Raw genomic sequence first — 18,548 nt, forward strand, 5'->3', positions numbered from 1 at the left:
TCCCTTGTGTGGGATAAAAGTTCCCCCTTCGGGGGGATCCCTAGAAATTGGAAACTGTAATCATAATGTACTCCTCCCTTGTGTGGGATAAAAGTTCCCCCTTCGGGGGGATCCCTAGAAATTGGAAACCCTTATAAAGATCGCTGGGTGATCATCGAAGAGGGCTGTTCCCCCTTCGGGGGGATCCCTAGAAATTGGAAACAAGTTAGGATCAACCTCCCCTTTGCCGGCTTTCCAGAGTGTTCCCCCTTCGGGGGGATCCCTAGAAATTGGAAACACGAGGAAGAATTTAAATGCAAATTCGACCCAAATGAGGTTCCCCCTTCGGGGGGATCCCTAGAAATTGGAAACTCCACCCAGTCGGGCACTTCGTGGAGTGTGCACTGTTCCCCCTTCGGGGGGATCCCTAGAAATTGGAAACTACCATATAGAACTGCTCGGCAAAGCCTTCGTACTCAACGTTCCCCCTTCGGGGGGATCCCTAGAAATTGGAAACTGAACGATGTTGTCATTCAGTTTCAACGTTTTCCATGTTCCCCCTTCGGGGGGATCCCTAGAAATTGGAAACACCTTTATCATCATAAAACCACAACAACTTTCCGTTGTGGTTCCCCCTTCGGGGGGATCCCTAGAAATTGGAAACTGTATATCAAACGGACTCCGTTTTGTTTAAACTCCAGTTCCCCCTTCGGGGGGATCCCTAGAAATTGGAAACTTCGGGGATGGTTAGATCCCCGACCGGGGTAAAGTCGTTCCCCCTTCGGGGGGATCCCTAGAAATTGGAAACGCCAGCGCATGAGCACGACGAATTTGGCGATTGGTGTTCCCCCTTCGGGGGGATCCCTAGAAATTGGAAACAAAGCCAAACCTACCGTAGGATAGGCAATCCTACACGTTCCCCCTTCGGGGGGATCCCTAGAAATTGGAAACTTGGGGGAGGTTTTAGATAGTGTGGCCCATCGTGAAACGCGGTTCCCCCTTCGGGGGGATCCCTAGAAATTGGAAACAACCGAGTACAAGCTCCACCGCCGAACGGTGACCTACCTGGAGTTCCCCCTTCGGGGGGATCCCTAGAAATTGGAAACAACCAACGATCGCGGTATGGAATCGCGACTAGGTAGTGAGTTCCCCCTTCGGGGGGATCCCTAGAAATTGGAAACCGCAAGTTTTCGGCAGCACGTTGGGCTTCCTCCGCTCGTTCCCCCTTCGGGGGGATCCCTAGAAATTGGAAACAAAAGAAAACCTGCTACCCAGTGAGTAGCGGGTTAGTGGCTCTCCCTTCAGGGAATCTCCAGAAATTAGGAAGGCGGCTAAGGAACTCCGAGTAGATCTCGGTATAGGCCTTGACCCACTCGGGATCGGGCTGGATGAGGCGTTCCACCTGCACCAGCCGATCGGCAGCCTGCTGCACCGAGCAGCACCAATAGGCCGAGGCGGCCAGGACAGCTGCCCCTACGGCGGCCTCGGGGTGCTTGACCACTGCTAAGGGGCGGGCAAGGAGGCTGGCGCGCAGGCGCAGCCACAGAGGGCTTTTGCAGCCGCCGCCGGTGGTCAACAGCGTTCCCTCTATGGGGATCCCGTGGGCGGCCAAGGTCTCCAGCCCCAGCCGCTCCACCATTGCCACCCCTTCCAAGAGAGCTGCATAGAAGCGAGGGGATCCCACTTCCGCCTGGGGCAAGAAGCCGGCAAATTCACTATCCAGGATGGGAAAACGCTCGCCGGGTCGGCAGAGGGGATAGCTGACCAAGCCCGTGGGCAGATGGGCTTCCGCCTGCCGATCCAGGGCAGCAAAGTTGCCGCCGGGGAAGAAGTGGGGCAAGACCCCGCCGCCGCAGAAGGAGGCTGCTCCTGGCCACCAACTGGTTCGGTCGGGGTGCAGATGGGAGTAGAGGCTTTGCGTTTGCACGGGATAGGACTCCGTCCCGCTCACGCGAACAGCACTGTTGGCCTTGAAGATGAGGGTTGTGCCCAGGCTGGTGGCAACCTGCCCCAAGCGAGTAGCCCCTGCGGCCAACTGTCCGGCGCAGCCATCGGTGATCCCGGCAGCAATCAGCACCTCTGGCCCCAGCTCCCACTCCGCCCGCACCGTTCCCAGAACCGTTCCTGGCGCCACCACCTCAGGAAAGCGCTTGGGGTCGAGGCCATGGCGAGACAGCCACTCCCGCGGCCACGTGTAGGTTTCCAGGTCGAAGCCGCTTTTTAGGGCATGGGTGTGATCGGTTACCCGCCGGCGGCCTCCCAGTTGGCTCAGGAGAAAGTCCGCCGGGTGGGCCAGGTAGCTGTCCCGGTATTGATCAGGATGGGCTTCTGCCCACCACAGCCAGCGGCTGAGCCCCCAACTGGCCGGGATCCCCAAGCGCCGGGCCTGGGCCTGTCCCCGCAGGTCGGAATACAGCCAGGCCTGATCCAGCGGCATGCCCCGCCCGTCTACCGGCAAAACCGTGCCAGAGGTGCTACAGGCACTGAGGGCAACGATGGCGTAGCGATCCCCCAGTTGGGTCTTCAGGTGTGCCAGCAGCGTCTTCAGGGTGCGCAGCCAGCGGCCCGGGTTGGTTTCCGGTGGATCCCAGGAGCGCTCGCTTTTGCCCACTATCTCGCCTGCCTCCGAGAGGGCCACCACCCGCATTCCCGAAGTGCCTAGGTCGATCCCGAGAAATACAGGTCCCATAGAGCTCTAGAAATCTCGGCTGCTGCGGGCCAAAGCCTCTTGGATGTCTAGATCGAGGTTCTTCACCGACTCCAGCACCGAGCGCGTAATCAGCTTGCCCGCTTGCACCAAAACGGCGCCAGTTACTGGGTGCAAAAGGGGCTGCTCCGCCCGCCGCCCAATCAACACCTCGATATCCTTAAAAGCGTTGATGTACATCCCCACCGGCAACTCCACCACCACCCCTTCCCCCAGAACCCGCGCTTGACAAGCTAGGCGGGAATTGGTCTTACGAGTGGTGATCACCTCCAAGGTGCGCTGCTCCCGGGGGGTCATGGCCGAGAGCGATTCCATCCCCTCTTTTACATACACATGACAGGTGGCGCAGAGGCCGCGCCCGCCGCACTCTTTCAAGACATTCAGCTCTTCCCGCAACAGCACCGAGAGCAAGTTGCTGTTGGTGGCCACTTCCGACACCTGAGCAATGGGATCCAACCGCACCCGCTTGACCATTGTCTCTCCTTCGTTGTTACATCCCTTAACGTTAGCTTGTCCTGGCAAGGGATCCTAGTCACACCTATACTGTATTATTTTTTACTCGCCCTGGGATTGGGAAGGAGCGGGCTGGGCAGGCTAAAGTAGATCCTGTCCTTGTTTGCGTAGCCGTCGAGCTTTTCCAAGGTTTTGGCGGCATGAGCTCTCCGCCCATCCAGTGGTATCCCGGCCATGTGGCCAAGGCCATTGGCCAGTTGCGGGAACAATTGCGGCTGGTGGACGTGGCAATTGAAGTGGTGGACGCGCGGATCCCGCTGGCCAGCCGTCACCCTGAGCTGGACAAGTGGCTGGGGGAAAAACCTCGCCTCTTGGCGCTTAACCGAGCCGATTCCATTGCGGCAAGGGATCTCAAAGCGTGGCAGGAGCATTTTTCGCAGCAAGGGATCCCGGTCTATCCCACCAACGGCCAATCGGGAGAAGGGGTGCCCCGCCTCAAGCAAGCCATCTTACAGATGGGGCAAGCGGTAAACGAGCGGCGGCAACGGCGGGGCATGCGGCCGCGGGCTGTCCGGGCCGTGGTGGTGGGCTTTCCCAATGTGGGCAAGTCTGCCTTGTTGAATCGACTTTTGGGACGGCGAGCCGTCGAGAGCGCCGCGCGCCCTGGGGTAACCCGGCAACTGCAGTGGGTACGGCTAGGGGGCGAGTTGGATTTGCTGGACTCGCCGGGCATCCTCCCGCCTTCGCTGCCGGATCAGCGGGCAGCCACGCTGCTAGCCATCTGCGATGACATTGGCGCTGCCGCCTACGACCCCGAGCGCGTAGCGGCCTACTTTGTGGATCAACTGCTGCAGGTGCAGCCCCAGGCCCAAGCTCTTTTGCAACAGCGCTACGGCTGGCTCGATCCAATCCCCCCTGGCAGCGTGGCAGTCCAGGAGCTGGCCCAACGGCGCTACCAAGGCGATACCGAGCGAGCGGCAAGGCAAATCCTCAACGACTACCGCAAGGGGTGGCTAGGGCCTCTAGCTTTGCAACTTCCTCCCAGCTCTAGCCCTCTAGCAAGAGGCTAGCTTCATCTGTCTGTATATGTTGCTACGAGATGCGGCAGAGTGAGTGATAGGATGGAACTAGAATACTAACACTGCGCCAGATTTTTCCCTGAAGTTTTTCGCAGCGCTTTTTGCCTTTAACCTGCCTGCGGACGGGTAAAGTTGGGGATAGGCTGTAAGAAACTCCAGGGAGTAAACCATCCTCCTTGCTAGATTCCCATGGGTCAGCCTGCTGTTGCCGCCAGCTTAGAGGGAGGCTTTGACCTAAATAGCCTGGATTTTGAGGTGCCGGGATGGCTGCGGGCTTTGCTTTCAGGCGCTGAAGATCTCGGCGATGGGCTGCGATCCTACACGGCGGAAGAGGCAGATTTGCTGCGCCGGGCCTTCGAGTTTGCCTACTGTTTGCACAAGGGCCAAAAGCGGAAATCAGGGGATCCCTACATCGCCCATCCGGTGGCCGTGGCCAGCCTGTTGCGGGAGTTGGGGGGTGACGCCGTTACCGTAGCTGCTGGCCTTCTGCACGATGTTGTCGAAGATACGGAAGTTACCCTGGAGGCCCTAGAGGCCGAATTTGGCCCTGAGGTTCGCCTGCTGGTGGAGGGGGTAACCAAGCTTTCTCAGTTTAATTTCTCCAGCAAAACGGAGCAGCAAGCAGAAAACTTCCGCCGCATGTTTGTGGCCATGGCCAAGGATATCCGGGTCATTGTGGTCAAGTTGGCGGATCGCTTGCACAACATGCGCACGCTGCAATATCTGCCCCCCCACAAGCAAAAACAGATTGCAGCCGAAACTATGGAGATCTTCGCCCCCTTGGCCAACCGGCTGGGGATCTGGCATTTCAAGTGGGAACTGGAAGACTTGGCCTTTAAGTACCTGGACTACGAAGCCTATCGCCAGATTCAAGAGCTGGTCAACGCCAAGCGTAGCGAGCGAGAGGCAGAGATCCAAGCGTTTATTGAAGAGCTGCGGAAGCACCTCATTCAAGGGGGGCTAGAGCACTTTGAGATTAGCGGGCGGCCCAAGCACCTGTACGGCATCTACCGCAAGATGCAGCAGCAGCGCAAAGAATTTCACGAGATCTACGATCTCCTGGCCGTGCGGGTTATCGTGCAAACCGTGAGCGAATGCTACCGGGTGCTGGCGGTCGTTCACAACTGTTTTCGCCCCATTCCGGGTCGTTTCAAAGACTACATTGGCTTGCCCAAGGCCAACCGCTACCAATCTTTGCATACGGCTGTGATCGGCCTACAGGGCCGACCGGTGGAGGTGCAGATCCGCACCGAAGAGATGCACCGCGTGGCCGAATACGGCATTGCCGCCCACTGGAAGTACAAAGAAGCCGGCAGCACCCCCGTAAAGCCCGAGGAAGAGCGCTTTACCTGGCTGCGGCAACTGTTGGAGTGGCAAAACGACCTCAAGGACGACAAAGAATACCTGGACACCATTCGCGAGAACCTATTTGAGAGCGAGGTTTACGTCTTTACGCCCAAAGGAGACTTGCTGGCCCTGCCCCAGGGATCCTGCCCGGTGGACTTTGCCTATCGCATTCACTCTGAAATTGGGGATCACTGTGCCGGGGCGCGGGTGAACAACAAGATCGTGCCCTTGAATACCCGCCTGCGCAATGGCGACATTGTCCAAATCATCACCCACAAGAACGCCCACCCCAGCCTGGACTGGATCAATTTTGTAGCCACCAGCTCGGCCCGCAACCGCATTCGCCAATGGTTTAAGCGCTGCAATCGCGAGCAAAACATCGCCCGGGGCCGGGACTTGCTGGAGCGGGAGCTGGGCAAAACGGGGTTCGATGCGCTGCTCAAGTCGGAGCGGATGCAAAAGGTGGCCGAGAAGCTCAACTACACCAGCGTGGACGACCTGCTGGCGGCGCTGGGCTATGGAGAGGTCACCCCCACGCAGGTGCTCCATCGGCTGCAGGAGGTGAGCAAGCCGGCAGTCTCTCCCCCGCCAGAGGAGGGATCCCTTGAGGAAGCCAAGCTGCTGCTGCCGCGGGCCGATGGGAGCCGAGGTTCCAGCCGATCCCAATCTCCCATCCTGGGGGTGGAGGGTCTGAAACACCAGTTGGCCAAATGTTGCAACCCGCTGCCAGGGGATCCCATCCTGGGCGTGGTTACCCGCTTCAAGGGTATCACCATTCATCATCGCGATTGTCCGCGGGTGGCTCAGGTTCCGGGCGAGCGGCTGGTGCCGGTGCGCTGGAACGAGGAGCAATTACGGCAGAGCACCCAGATCTACCCTGTGGAACTGCGCCTGGAGGTCATTGACCGCGTTGGCGTGCTGCGGGACATCCTTTCCCGTCTTTCGGATCAGAGCATTAATGTGCGCAATGCCAGGGTGCAGACCTTTGCCAACCGTACGGCTCTGATCGATCTCTGTATTGATGTGCGGGACAAAAAACAGCTCGACCAAGTTCAGAGTCAATTGCGCCAGCTCTCGGATGTGCTGGTGTTGCGCTCCCGCCACTACCAGAACGGATCCCGCTGAAGAACTTCTAGGGTCTTTTTTTCGCTGGTTCGAGAGGAGGCGCCCATATTAGGATGATTGAGATGGGTAACCAATCTGAGCGGAGGATCCCGGCATGTCAGCAGCACAAGGTGGGCATCTTGCCCGATTCGGACAGCGGCTCTCTGGGGTGTTGTTACTGCTCTGTGTTTGCCTCAGCTTGCTCACCGGTGCCTGCTCCGCAGGCTCTAACTTGCGCGCCTACAGGGATCCTGGCGGAGCCTTTGCCTTTGCCTATCCCAACGGCATGGTGGCAGTGAACTTGGGGCCAGGGAAAGGGCCAGCGGTGCTTCTGCGCGACTTGGTCTACGAGACGGAGAACGTCAGCCTGATGATTGCCCCCTTTGATAAGGGAGAGACGATTGCCGATCTAGGTGGCCCGGACGAGGTGGGGCAATTGGTGGCGGAGAAGATCATCGCCCCGGAAGGCTCTGGTCGCTCGACCAAGCTGTTGGCCGCCGAAGCTTTTGAGCGGCAAGGCCGGCCCTACTACCTGTTTGAGTACCAAACCGATATCGGATCCCAGCTCCGCCACGAGGTAGTGACGGTAACCGTGCGCCACCATCGCCTCTATACTCTGACTGCCTCCACCCAAGAATCCCGCTGGCCGCAGGTGCAGGCTGCCTTCAGGAATGTGGGCCATTCTTTGAATGTCTCTTAAGACTTTTCTCCAAGATTTTTTGAGAATCTTAGCTGCTCTAGGAAGCCTCAGCCAAGGCAGGCCTGATTGCAGAAATTGCATCAATGCCCAATCCATATAAAGGTTGTACCAATTGAGATCGATTTGGCTCTTCAGATCCCAGGCGAGACATCTGCTGCTAAAACGGTAATGTTTTAAATCTGCAGAGATGGGCTTCTATCCCCCTTCAGTCTGGTCTATGACCGTATACGTGGTTCAGATCAGCGACCTGCATCTGTTTGCCAAGCCGCACCAGCGGCTGTTGGGGGTGGACACGGAGACCTCTTTCCTGCAGGTGCAAAAGGCCATTGCCGCCTTGGATCCCTTGCCCGATCTGCTGCTGCTCACCGGGGATCTCGCCCAGGATGGCAGCGCCGCCGCCTATGCCCGTTTGCGGGAGCATCTGCGAGCTCTTCCCATCGACACCTATTGGCTGGCGGGAAACCACGATCGCCTTCATAACATGAACTCAGAGCTCTGCGCCGAGCGAGTACACCGGGAGAAAAGCTTCAGCCGAGAGAACTGGAGCTTTATTTTGTTGAACTCTCTGGTGCCGGGCAAAGACAGCGGCTACCTAACGGATGGCGCCTTGCTGTGGCTCCGCCAGGAGCTGCAGCGCAGCCAGGCTGCCCAGAACCATGTTCTCTTGGCCCTGCATCACCCCCCCTTCTCGGTGGATTCCGACTGGCTGGATCAGAGTGCCCTGCAGCAGCCGGAGCGGCTGTTTCAGGTTTTGGACGAGTTCGACCACATTCGCCTGGTGATCTTCGGCCACATCCACCAAGACCTGCACCGCCGCCGGCAGGGGATCGATTACTTTGCCTGTCCCTCCACCTGTGTGCAATTTCGCCCCAAAAGCTCTCGGTTTAGCCTGGACGTGATCCCCCCGGCCCTGAGGCAGATATGGCTGGAGCAGGATGGCAGCTTCAAAACCCAGGTGCAACGGGTGGAAGCCGCCCTGCAAATGCCCAACCTAGCTCTGAAAGGGTACTGAAAGATCCCCCTCTCAGCCGACGGCAACCCTCCCCCCTCGAGCGCCTTTGGGCTCTCTAAGCTATTGATATTGATTGGCGCTGTGGCCCCTCTGGGAGGGAGATCTGCCCAGACCCTTGCCATCTTTTGAAGGCGATGGAAAGAACTCTAGAAGAAATTAACCGGCGCATTGCCAAAGGCCAGGTGCGGGTGTGGACGGCCCTGGAAGCCAAGGCCAAGCTGGCCACCCTCAGCCTTGAGGAGGCCTTTGAGCAGGTGGATGTGGTAACCACGGGCACCTTTGAGCCGATGGAGTCGTCGGGGGCCATCCTCAACCTGGGCCATACGGATCCGCCGATCAAGATTCGCCAGGCTTGGCTAAATGGGGTGCCCGCCTATGCCGGCTTTGGCGCCGTGGATCTTTACCTAGGGGCAGCCCAGCCCAGCGAGCAAGCCGATCACCCCTACGGGGGCGGCCACGTTATCGCCGATCTGGTGGCCGGCAAGCGGGTGCACCTGCGGGCTGTTGGCCAGGTAACCGACTGCTATCCCCGCGCTGACTACGAGACCACCCTGACGCGGGATCAGCTCAACCAGTTCTACCTGTTCAACCCCCGCAACGCCTACCAAAACTTCATTGTCGGCGTCAACGGCGGGGATCGGCCCCTGTACACCTATTTGGGCCTGCTGGAGCCGCACCTGGGCAATGCCGTCTATTCCAATCCAGGTGAGCTCTCCCCCCTCCTCAACGACCCCCTCCTGCGCCGGGTGGGGATCGGCAGCCGCATCTTTCTGGGGGGCGGCATCGGCTACATCGCCTGGGAAGGCACCCAACACTTCCCGCGGCAAAAACGGCTGCCCAACCAAACCCCCATCGGCCCTGCCGCCACCTTGGCCCTCATTGGCGACGCCAAACAGATGCAAGCCGAATGGGTGCGGGGCTGCTACTTCCGCAACTACGGCCCCAGCTTGATGTTGGGGGTTGGGATCCCCATCCCCATCCTTTCCCCCGCCGATCTGGAGCCCATCGCCATCCGGGATGAGGAGCTGGTGGCGCCGGTGATCGACTTTTCCATCCCCCGGCGGGTGCGCCCCACCTTTGGCCTGGTGAGCTATGCCCAGCTCAAATCCGGCCACATCACCCTCAACGGCCGCAAGGTGCGCACCGCTCCCCTGGCCAGCCTGCGCCGCTCGATGCAAGTTGCTGAGATCCTCAAACAATGGATTGTAAGCGGTCAGTTTACGCTCACCCAGCCGGTTGCTCCCCTATCCTTGGATCGGGAGTTTCTCGCCCAGAACCCCCACCCATAGTAGGAATCCCCATCTCCCAAACCGGCCATCGGATCCCTGGCAAGGGGTTGTCTTCCAGGCAGTTGCCGCTACCATTACGCCTTAGGTGTTGCCGACAAACGCTCCCTGGGGGAGGGGAGCCGCTATCCGCAAGGGGGAAAGACATGTTCCGGCGTATTGCTGTTGGCTCTGCGGTGTTGGGATGGCTCTTGGCCCTGCCCGGCCACGGCTTTGGGGAGCGGCGGGTCGTGCCCGATACCCCCTTCTACTTCGACAACCACTACTTTGATCGCTACCCGGATGCAGTGGTGGTGAGCGTGGTCAACGGTGACACGCTGGTGGTGCAGGTCGAAGGGGAACAGAAATTGCGCCTCATCCGCCTGGCCGGGATCCAAGGTCTTAGCCCGGAGGAGGATCCCTTTTACCAGCAAGCAATTGAGCTGATGCGGGAGCGCATCCTGCACCGCACCGTCAAGCTGGAAGGGGATAAGCTGCTGCGCAATGTGGATGCCACCGGCTTGGTGGAGGCCTACGTCTGGCTGGAGGGCCAGCAGATGAACGCTATGCTGGTGCGCAACGGCCTGGCCCGCATCGCTCCCTACAGCCACAACATCAAATACGACAGCTACTTCGGTGGCCTGCAAAAAAGAGCCCGCCAAGAGCGCCTCGGCATCTGGAGCCGCCTCTGACGCCTTGGATAGCTCTAGACTGGGTTTACTGGGCACTCTGAGAGACGTCTGCCTGCTTTGAGGGTTAAATCCACTCCGGCTTCCCGGGATCCCAATCGCTGGCTGAGGCGGCTGCCTTTGGTGACCGGCCTTCTGGGCAGCGTCCTTGTGCTGGCCAATCGCCTGCTGTTTACGCCGGAGTTGCTGGCCAGCCAGTCCCGCTCCGACGCCTTGGGGATCCTCCTCAGCGCTGTTTTGATCTTGACCGGCCTGCTGTGGCAGCAGATCCAGCCGCGTCCTCCCCAGGCTGCCCCCCTGCAGGGAAGTCCAGGTTGCGACTGGCACCCGGATCTGTCCGAGAGGGAAAAACTGGAGCTGGCCTGGGCTTCCCACACCCTGCTCAGCACCACCGCCGCCCGCACCGTGGTGATCTGGGTGGAGGGGCGCACCCTGCTGCAGCGGGGGATCCTGGCCAGCCCCGGCCACTTGCCCTCCCTGCAGCTTCAGGGCACCCTGCAGCAGGTATTGGAGACACGTCAGCCCCTCTACCTGGGGGATCTGAGATTTTTCCCCGCCCGCGCCGAGTTCGACGGCCTGTTGCCCCCCGGATCCCAGGCAGTTCTCTGCCAGCCCATCGGCCAGAGGGGATGCCTCATTTTGGGCAGCGACAGGCCGCGCAGCTTCAGCCGCCAGGAGCGGGCCTGGGTTGCCGCCATCGCCGACAAACTGGAAGCCCTATTTGCCTAGCTCCCCTCTCCCAGGGGGAGAGGGGCTGGGGGTGAGAGCTAAGCGGCGCTCTCCAGGCTCACCTGAAACACCTCGCTAAAGGCCTTCTCGACCTTGTAGCCGGAGTCGATGGTTTCCAGCGGATCCTTGCGCAGGCGGTGGCGCAAACACAAGCTGATGACCCGGCGAATATCGGCAACGGTGACCTCGCTGCGCCCCTCCAGAGCTGCCAACGCCTTGGCTGCCCGGTTGGTGACGATATCGCCCCGCAGCCCATCCACCTCCAGCGCCGCACACACGCCGGAGATCTTCAGGCGCAACTCAGGATCCACCATCACAGTCGGCAAGAGGTGCTGGGCCTTTTCAATGCGCTCCCGCAGGCGCTGCTGGGCCTCGGCGTATTTGGCCAGAAAAGCCTGGGGGTCGGCGTCGAACTGGCTGCGCTCCTCCACGATCTGCACTCGCAGGGCCGGATCCCGCACCGTCTCGATGCGGACAAACATGCCGAAGCGATCCAAGAGTTGGGGCCGCAATTCTCCCTCTTCAGGGTTGCCGGATCCCACCAGGACAAAGCGGGCCGGGTGGCGAATGGAAATCCCTTCCCGCTCCACCGTGTTCCAGCCAGAGGCCGCCGCATCCAGCAAGACATCCACCAGGTGGTCGTCCAGGAGGTTGACCTCGTCCACGTAGAGGATGCCGCGGTTGGCCTTGGCCAAGAGCCCCGGCTCAAAAGCCTTCACCCCCTGAGACAAGGCGCGCTCGATGTCGAGAGTGCCGCAGACCCGGTCTTCCGTGGCTCCCAGGGGCAGATCCACCATCGGCACCTGGATCCAGGTGGTTTCCAGGGTTTCCCCCGCCTGCAGGCGCTCCCACACCTGGTCGCTCATCAGATCCCGCTGCCGCGGGTGGCTGTTGAACGGATCCCCCTTGACAACCTCGATCTGGGGCAGCAGATCGGCCAAGGCGCGGATGGTGGTGGACTTGCCCGTGCCGCGATCCCCCATGATCAGCACCCCGCCGATGCGGGGATCGATGACGTTGAGGAGCAGGGCCAACTTCATCTCCTCCTGGCCGACAATGGCGGTAAACGGGAAAACCGGGCGACGTTCCAAGTTCATAGAGGCAACAACGAGCATCTACCCCCATTATCCCAGAGGCCACTCCCCCTGGGCCGTCGAGATGGGCAGGAAAGAGATGGAAAGGCCGCACCAGGAACCTCAAGGCCGCTTTTCGGTCAAATAAAAAGCAGGCTCTGGGATCCCTGGCCTTTTGCCGGGAAAAACAGATAGCATCAGAGCCTATACCCGGAGTGGGTTGAAGCTGGGTAAAGGCGAGAGCTACACCAAAGTAGGGAGGATCCCAAAAGCGCCAGCAACCCTGTTGAAGACCAGTTATCGGGTGGGGAGATAGCAGCGGTGTCAGGTCAAGCAAGTCGGAGACGGTGGACAGCATTCTCCATGCCCAACTTGGCCCAAAAAGGGCTGGTGGGCCTGATCTGGGCCTGTACTTGGATCCCTGTCTTGGGCATTTCCCTTGCCGTAGCCCAAACCCCGGCCACCTCTCTGGTTTTGACCGATGAACAGGTCGCCAAGTACGCCCGCATCGTCCTGGAGATGGAGCCCCACCGACAACAGGCCCAGCAGCGCTCCCAGGCCACCGCGGATCCGGCCAGCAAAGATCAAATCCGGCGGGAGTTCATTCGCACCGCCACCGAGATCATCACCCGCCACGGCATGACCGTGCCCGAATACAACCGCATTACCTTGTGGATTCGCTCCGAAGAAGGCAAAACCCTCCGACATCGCATCGAAGCCGAAATCCTGCGCCTGCAAAGCGGGGATCCCAGCGTGAGCCCTAGCCCCAAACCCTAACCCCCCTTGGATCCCCTGCAGCGCTTTGGCCTGGATGTGACGGAGGACGGAAGATAGCGGTAGGCTGGAAGCGGAGGTCAGTGCTCGTCCGTAGAGAGCGGGGGGAGAGCGATGAACGAGCCTATGTCGCCGTCAGTACGGGTGGCTGTCGAGCGCATGAAGTCTCGCTTGCGCCTGACGCGCCGCTTCGGGTTCTGGTTTCAGGCGGTTCTGGGGGCAACAGCTCTGCTGCTCTGGCTGGGATTTTTGGTTGGCCAGAATACCCTCTATCGCGACGACTCGACGGGGGCCTTTATCGCCTTCTGGTTTACCCTGTTTACCCTTCTAACCCTGGCAGCCGGTCTCTTCTTTAACTGGCGCTACCTGCTCCAGGCGGAGCGCCGCTCAGTATCCGCCGCTACCCCAAGCCAGTTGGATCTGCCCAAGCAGTTGCAATGGGTTACCTATGTCAGCATGACCGGCGCTTTCTTGGCCCTCATCGCTATGGAGGCGCAGGTGGGAGAGCTGCTGGTGCGGCTGTTTACCCGCACGCTGAGCACCCAGACGGCAGGAGTGCTGCTGCTGGCTGCCAATATCAACGTTACCTTTGCCCACTTCGTCTGCTTGGCAGGGGTGCTCTGGATTACCGGCGCCCTCGACCGCGAGCCCTGAACCCCAGCCAGCCAGTCTCAGCTTTGCAAGGCAGAGAATCAGGCCTGCGGCGCAGCGGCCTGCCCCAAACCTGCCCCAACTAAAACTACCCCCCCGCCAGAACAAGAGGGGTAAGCAAAAGCAGTCCCAAAGTCCGTAGTTGCCAATCGCAGATTCCGAGGGCTTCACTTAAAGCCCACCGCCGCCTGCCAAACAAAAGCCAGCAGGAAAAACAAAACGGGGATAATCGGCAAAATGTCGATCAGGGGATCGAACAACTCATAGCCTTCTGGCAAAGCCGCCAGGAGCATCATCGCAGGCATGACAACAAACCTCGACAAGAAGGAAGTGGAGCTGGAGAAACTGCTCTTTTTCAGGATTGATAGAGAGTTTAACATTGCCGGGCGGAGATTCCCGCTAAGGTCAAGAAATGTAAACGGAAAATGCCTCAGAGAACCCCCATATTGGAGAGGCCCAAGATCACCCCCACGCCCAGCAGATGGCCGAAGCTGGCGACCCCCAGCACTTCCGGCCAGGTCATCCCCAACACAGGCCCGGTTTCTGAAGCCACACCCGAAGAGGACTTGAAGCTTAGGTAGGCCAGCCCTGTGCAGAGCAGGATAATCACCGCGCTCAGGGGAGACCAAGGGCTGGTTTGGGCAGTCATAGCCAACGGCGCAACAATGGGCAGCATGGTTTTCCTCCTCAGCTCAGGTTAACCGCCCCCTAGATTACCCCCATTCCGCAACTCCCAAAGGGATCCCCACATGAATTGCAACAGAGGCCGCAACAAAACCTCACACTGTGGCTTCTTCTGGCCTCATGGCCGATCTACCCCTCGCCGGGAACGGTCGAGACGGGCTGGAGTTGGCAAGAAAAATCCGGCCTGGGCCAACGAGGGGAGCAGCTCTCTGCCGTATACTAACGAAAGTTAACAAATTGTTCTCTTCCCCCGCTTTTGAGGTGATGACCTGGCTTTGTTGCCTTAATCCATCCTCACCGTCTGCGCTGTGCACACCCAAGGATGGCTGCCGATGACTGCTGCTGCGACTCCGCAACCGGATCCCAAGCCTTTTGCGTTACCCCGTGAGCTGTTGGGGCCGCCGCCAGAATTTTGGAATCCCACCCTGCTGATGTTTTTGGCGGCGGTGGCGCTTTCGGCCTCTTGCTTTGGCGGGTACGCCTTTTGGCATTGGCCCCGCTGGCTGGTGTTTTGGCTGAATTTTGTCGCCCTGTATGTTCTGGGCACAGTGATCCACGATGCCTCGCACGGCTCGGCCCACCGCAACCGCTTTTTAAACGAGGCGCTGGGCCATGGCTCTGCCCTGTTACAGGGCTTTGTCTATCCGGTCTTTAAGCGGGTGCACATGCAACACCATGCCCACGTCAACCATCCCGAAGACGATCCCGATCACTATGTGTCTACGGGCGGGCCGCTGTGGCTAATTGCGCCGCGCTTTTTCTACCATGAGGTGTTTTTCTTCAAGCGGCAGCTCTGGCGCAAAGGTCGCTGGGATCTGCTGCAATGGGGGCTGAGTCGGCTGGTGGTGATCCTAACGTTTGCGCTGGCCATTCACTTTGGCTACACCGACTACATCATGAACTATTGGCTGCCCCCCGCCTTTATTATGGGCTTCTTGTTGGGCCTGTTTTTCGACTATCTGCCCCATCGCCCTTTTCAATCCCAAGAGCGGTGGTACAACGCCAGGGTTTACCCTGGCTGGCTGACCAATATTCTGCTGCTGGGGCAAAACTATCACTTGATCCACCATCTCTGGCCCTCGGTTCCCTGGTACAAGTATCAGGCGGCCTACTGGGCGGCCAAACCTGAGCTGGACGCGCGTAACTGCCAGCAAACGCTGGGGATCTGGGAGAGAGGGGAGTTTTGGAGCTTTTTGTACGACGCGCTGATTGGCCTGCACTGGCACAAGCCCAACGGGCCAACCCGTTCCGCTGCGCCAGCCGATCCAGAATCTGCGGGATCCGCTGCGGATCTGAGGCTTAGTTAACATGGTCTTGCCGACGCTGCGGATCCCTCAGTTGCTGCTGTTTGTGGAGGCGGCCAGCTTGCTGCAGGACACCAGCCAGGTTCTCTTACAGGCCGGTCAGGCGACGGCGGATTTGCCAGAGGTGATTGCGGAAGCGCAAGCGCGGGCGGAAGCCCAATTGCAAACCCTTGGGATCCCGGCAGAGTTGCGGGCGCAGGCCCGAGGGATCCTGAGGCTGACTTCGCCGCCGCAGGTGCTGGCCTACCTGCAGGATTTGTTGGACAGGGGATCCGGCCCCGATTTGGAAGCCTTTTTGGAGCAGGCGGGATCCGGCTCTACCCTGTTGCGCTTTCCGCCCCTGTTGGTGGGGGCTGTGGCTTTGCAGGTGTTGCTGGAGCGGCTGGATTTTTCTCCGCAAGAGAAAGCTGTGTTGCAAGCCCAACGGGATCAATGGGAACAGGCCCTGGCAGAATTGGCCGCTCGCCACAAGGTTTCCCCAGAGCCGCTGCGGGCTGCTGCGGAGACAGCGCTGCGGGCTGCCTCAGCAGAAGAGCTGCTGCAACTGGGGCAGGATCTCTTTCAAGATCTCCAGGATCTCGCCGGGGCCGATTCTGAGCCGGAAGCCGAGTCTCAGGTGGAGCTGGCGGGGCCTCTGGTGTTCCTGATGGTGGCCGATCACCTGTTGGCCCAGACAGAGCATCCCCTCACCCCGGAGCAGCGGCTGGACTTACAAATCAACCGCGCCGAGGCAGAAAGCCGCCTTTTGGCCATGCAAAAGCTGGGCCGTCTTGAAAACTTGGCGGAGCAGCGGGCTTACATTCGCTCCTGGATTAACCAAACTTCTGTACCGGATTTGCTGCGGGCCTTGGATCGCTTTTTTGCGGCGTCTGAACCCAACGCGTGAGGCCTGCAGATCACCAGAGGTTCCGTATCCTCTATGCTGGAGGCAAAGGGATCCCGCTTGAGGCGCGAAAGTGGACTGGGGCAGCCTGTTCTGGATTTTCCTGATCTTCAGCTCTTTGCAACCTCTGCTGAACCGTCGTGCCCAAGAGTTCCGGCGCTTGATGGCCATTCGGGAGTTGGAGCAAAAGCGGGGCAGCCGGGTGATTCTGCTCATTCACCGCCAGGAGTCGATTAGTTTTTTGGGGATCCCGGTTTCCCGCTACATCAGCATCGAGGACTCCGAACAGGTGTTGAGGGCAATTCGCCTTACCCCACCCAATACCCCGATTGATTTGATTTTGCATACCCCCGGTGGCCTGGTGCTGGCCACCGAGCAAATTGCCCGCGCCCTGATCCGCCATCCGGCCAAGGTGACGGTGTTTGTGCCCCACTACGCCATGTCGGGGGGGACGATGCTGGCCTTGGCCGCCGATGAAATTGTCATGGATGCCAATGCGGTGCTGGGGCCGGTGGATCCCCAGTTGGGCGGCTATGCTGCGGCCAGTATTCTGCAGGTGGTGGCGGAAAAGCCCATTGCCGAGATCGACGACCAGACTCTGATCCTGGCAGATCTGGCCCGCAAGGCGATGCACCAGGTGCAGAACTTTGTGCGGGAGCTGCTCAAGGACGATGTGCCCAAGCGCAAAATTGCCCCCGAACGCATCGAGCCCCTCATCCAGGCCCTGACCAGCGGGCGGGTGACCCACGACTACCCGATTACGGCTGAAGAAGCGCGGGAGCTGGGCCTGCCCATCTCCACCGAGTTGCCGCCCCAGATCTACGCCCTGATGGACTTGTACCCCCAGGCCAGCATGGGCCGTCCTTCCGTGCAGTACATTCCCACCCCCTACGATTCCCGCCCCTCTCCACCCGGCGGCGGGTCTCGCTAGGGCGAACTCTGGGCGTAGGTGTCTATGGCTTCTCGACGCAACCCTTCCGCCCGCCGAAACAGCTCTTGCCCAGTGTGCAGGTGGCGATCGTCAAAGTTCAGCGGGAAATAGCTCAGCTCCTCCAGGGCATCTTCCAAGTGGTTGAGGGCATAGTAGAGGCGAGAAGCCACCCCCCCTAGGCTGCTGGGATTGGGAAGGCGGCGAAAGATCTGCTGAGCTTGGGCCAGTTTCTGCGTACACTCCTCCAGATACAGGCCAAAGGCCTCCAGCAAATCGGGATCAAAAGGATCTGCCGCTAAGGCATTTAACTGCGGCTTGAGAGAAGACAGTAAAGGCCCCAAAACTCGGTTCAGAGGAGTGTAGACCTGCCGAATCCAGGCTTCGCGGGCAATAGCCTCCTGGCTGACCGTCTCCGAGGGGGAGCCCGTCGGCTGAGGGTGGCGCGAGGCCCAGCTAGCGCGCAGTTGTCGGTCGTACTCGCGGCGGGCTTGCGGATCCTTGAGCACCGCGTAGGCGGCGTTGATCTGGCGAATGCGTTCAGCAGCAGCCCCGTCTTTTTTGGCCAGCAGGCTGTCGGGATGGTGGTACTTGACCAAACGGCGATAGGCAGACTTGATCTCCGCTGCCGTCGCCAGCACCGAAACCCCCAACACTTCGTAGTGGGAAACTGCTTCAGACCCGCTCCCCATCATTTCGTTCTCAGGACAAACGCTCATATTGTACCTGGAGCCTACAATAAGGGTGAGTTTTCCGGTGCTGCCCCATGCCGTCCTCCCCCCATCCCCTCAGCGCCCTCTTGGGGGCTGCCTTTGCTGCCAGTTTGGGCTATGGGTTCCTACAATTGCTGCTCTCGATGCTGGCCAAGTTGCCGCCCATCGACCTGGAAAGCGGATCCCTGGCGCGGGGGATCAGCATTCTGGTGCGCTACCTGCTGGTGGGATCCGTTTCCCTGATCGCCTTCATGTTTTTCATGGTGGGCTTGGGGCTGGCGGCCTACTCGGTGCAGTTGCTGGGGGAAAGGCTGACCTCCTCCCGACGCTAGCTCTAGAAGAGCTGTGAGCCTGCTGGCCAACAGATCGCGCCGGAGGCTACCCTCCAGCCTCTCGCTCAGGTTGGACACTAGTTTGACCAAAACCTTGGCGGCGCAGGCCCCGCGCCCTCTTTCATCCCTCCGTATACGGGGG

Annotated in this window: 19 protein-coding genes and 1 CRISPR repeat array; of the genes, 13 read left to right on the top strand and 6 right to left on the bottom strand. The window is 59.9% G+C overall.

Annotated elements, in window-relative coordinates:
- Positions 1-19: 19 nt before the first annotated feature.
- Positions 20-1,233: direct repeats of the CRISPR family, unit length 36 nt; unit sequence GTTCCCCCTTCGGGGGGATCCCTAGAAATTGGAAAC.
- Positions 1,234-1,246: 13 nt separating this feature from the next.
- Both NW855_RS07885 and NW855_RS07890 read right to left on the bottom strand, forming a co-directional pair.
- Positions 1,247-2,668 carry an FGGY-family carbohydrate kinase gene (locus tag NW855_RS07885; protein WP_414402558.1) on the bottom strand — a complete coding sequence of 474 codons (1,422 nt, stop codon included), beginning with the start codon at positions 2,666-2,668 and terminating at the stop codon, positions 1,247-1,249.
- Positions 2,669-2,674: 6 nt separating this feature from the next.
- Positions 2,675-3,160: a 2Fe-2S iron-sulfur cluster-binding protein gene (locus NW855_RS07890; protein WP_099883780.1), complete on the bottom strand. Its 486-nt coding sequence runs from the start codon at positions 3,158-3,160 to the stop codon at positions 2,675-2,677.
- 179 nt (positions 3,161-3,339) lie between these two features.
- Here NW855_RS07890 and ylqF point away from each other — a divergent pair, with 179 nt between their 5' ends.
- The 7 genes from ylqF (at position 3,340) to NW855_RS07925 (ending at position 11,064) form a co-directional block, all read left to right on the top strand.
- Complete coding sequence (ylqF, locus tag NW855_RS07895; RefSeq protein ID WP_414402559.1) at positions 3,340-4,209, top strand: ribosome biogenesis GTPase YlqF; 870 nt, start codon at positions 3,340-3,342, stop codon at positions 4,207-4,209.
- 198 nt (positions 4,210-4,407) lie between these two features.
- A complete protein-coding gene (locus NW855_RS07900) occupies positions 4,408-6,690 on the top strand; it encodes a RelA/SpoT family protein (protein WP_414402560.1) in 2,283 nt (760 codons plus the stop codon).
- A 94-nt stretch (positions 6,691-6,784) separates the two neighbouring features.
- The gene (gene psbP, locus NW855_RS07905; RefSeq protein WP_071813523.1) at positions 6,785-7,369 is read left to right on the top strand and encodes a photosystem II reaction center PsbP; all 585 of its coding nucleotides are present in this window, start codon (positions 6,785-6,787) and stop codon (positions 7,367-7,369) included.
- 217 nt (positions 7,370-7,586) lie between these two features.
- Positions 7,587-8,381, top strand: coding sequence for a 3',5'-cyclic-AMP phosphodiesterase (gene cpdA / locus NW855_RS07910; RefSeq protein WP_414402561.1), 795 nt, complete (start codon positions 7,587-7,589; stop codon positions 8,379-8,381).
- A 134-nt stretch (positions 8,382-8,515) separates the two neighbouring features.
- On the top strand, positions 8,516-9,670 hold the full coding sequence (locus NW855_RS07915) for a homocysteine biosynthesis protein (RefSeq protein ID WP_011430761.1): 1,155 nt from the start codon (positions 8,516-8,518) through the stop codon (positions 9,668-9,670).
- Positions 9,671-9,813: 143 nt separating this feature from the next.
- Positions 9,814-10,338 (top strand): thermonuclease family protein, encoded by a 525-nt coding sequence (locus tag NW855_RS07920; protein WP_011430760.1) that lies wholly within the window; start codon positions 9,814-9,816, stop codon positions 10,336-10,338.
- A gap of 120 nt (positions 10,339-10,458) precedes the next feature.
- Positions 10,459-11,064 (top strand): cofactor assembly of complex C subunit B, encoded by a 606-nt coding sequence (locus NW855_RS07925; protein ID WP_346426093.1) that lies wholly within the window; start codon positions 10,459-10,461, stop codon positions 11,062-11,064.
- 38 nt (positions 11,065-11,102) lie between these two features.
- Here NW855_RS07925 and bchI read toward each other — a convergent pair whose 3' ends face one another.
- Positions 11,103-12,161: a magnesium chelatase ATPase subunit I gene (bchI, locus tag NW855_RS07930; RefSeq protein WP_011430756.1), complete on the bottom strand. Its 1,059-nt coding sequence runs from the start codon at positions 12,159-12,161 to the stop codon at positions 11,103-11,105.
- Positions 12,162-12,500: 339 nt separating this feature from the next.
- Between bchI and NW855_RS07935 the strand changes: the two genes are divergently transcribed.
- Together NW855_RS07935 and NW855_RS07940 are read left to right on the top strand one after the other, a co-directional pair.
- Entirely contained in the window at positions 12,501-12,914 is a 414-nt protein-coding gene (locus NW855_RS07935; RefSeq protein ID WP_011430755.1) for a DUF4168 domain-containing protein, read from the top strand.
- A gap of 111 nt (positions 12,915-13,025) precedes the next feature.
- On the top strand, positions 13,026-13,565 hold the full coding sequence (locus NW855_RS07940) for a DUF3611 family protein (protein ID WP_414508645.1): 540 nt from the start codon (positions 13,026-13,028) through the stop codon (positions 13,563-13,565).
- A gap of 164 nt (positions 13,566-13,729) precedes the next feature.
- On the opposite strand, the gene NW855_RS07945 is transcribed toward NW855_RS07940, so the two are convergent.
- Both NW855_RS07945 and psaK read right to left on the bottom strand, forming a co-directional pair.
- On the bottom strand, positions 13,730-13,867 hold the full coding sequence (locus tag NW855_RS07945; RefSeq protein WP_011430753.1) for a photosystem II reaction center protein K: 138 nt from the start codon (positions 13,865-13,867) through the stop codon (positions 13,730-13,732).
- 125 nt (positions 13,868-13,992) lie between these two features.
- Complete coding sequence (psaK, locus tag NW855_RS07950) at positions 13,993-14,238, bottom strand: photosystem I reaction center subunit PsaK (protein WP_011430752.1); 246 nt, start codon at positions 14,236-14,238, stop codon at positions 13,993-13,995.
- Positions 14,239-14,578: 340 nt separating this feature from the next.
- Here psaK and NW855_RS07955 point away from each other — a divergent pair, with 340 nt between their 5' ends.
- From NW855_RS07955 to NW855_RS07965, 3 genes are all read left to right on the top strand, one after another.
- Positions 14,579-15,553, top strand: a complete 975-nt coding sequence (locus NW855_RS07955; protein WP_011430751.1) for a fatty acid desaturase — start codon at positions 14,579-14,581, stop codon at positions 15,551-15,553.
- Between the two features lies 1 nt (position 15,554).
- Positions 15,555-16,436 carry a hypothetical protein gene (locus NW855_RS07960; RefSeq protein WP_099813051.1) on the top strand — a complete coding sequence of 294 codons (882 nt, stop codon included), beginning with the start codon at positions 15,555-15,557 and terminating at the stop codon, positions 16,434-16,436.
- Between the two features lie 70 nt (positions 16,437-16,506).
- The gene (locus NW855_RS07965; protein ID WP_414508646.1) at positions 16,507-17,364 is read left to right on the top strand and encodes an SDH family Clp fold serine proteinase; all 858 of its coding nucleotides are present in this window, start codon (positions 16,507-16,509) and stop codon (positions 17,362-17,364) included.
- Here the strand turns inward: NW855_RS07965 and NW855_RS07970 are convergent.
- Complete coding sequence (locus NW855_RS07970; RefSeq protein WP_240527848.1) at positions 17,361-18,080, bottom strand: J domain-containing protein; 720 nt, start codon at positions 18,078-18,080, stop codon at positions 17,361-17,363. The genes NW855_RS07965 and NW855_RS07970 overlap by 4 nt on opposite strands.
- Before the next feature lie 47 nt (positions 18,081-18,127).
- Here NW855_RS07970 and NW855_RS07975 point away from each other — a divergent pair, with 47 nt between their 5' ends.
- Complete coding sequence (locus tag NW855_RS07975; protein WP_011430747.1) at positions 18,128-18,406, top strand: DUF3082 domain-containing protein; 279 nt, start codon at positions 18,128-18,130, stop codon at positions 18,404-18,406.
- Positions 18,407-18,548: the final 142 nt, after the last annotated feature.

The organism is Synechococcus sp. RC10B2, from assembly GCF_047502635.1.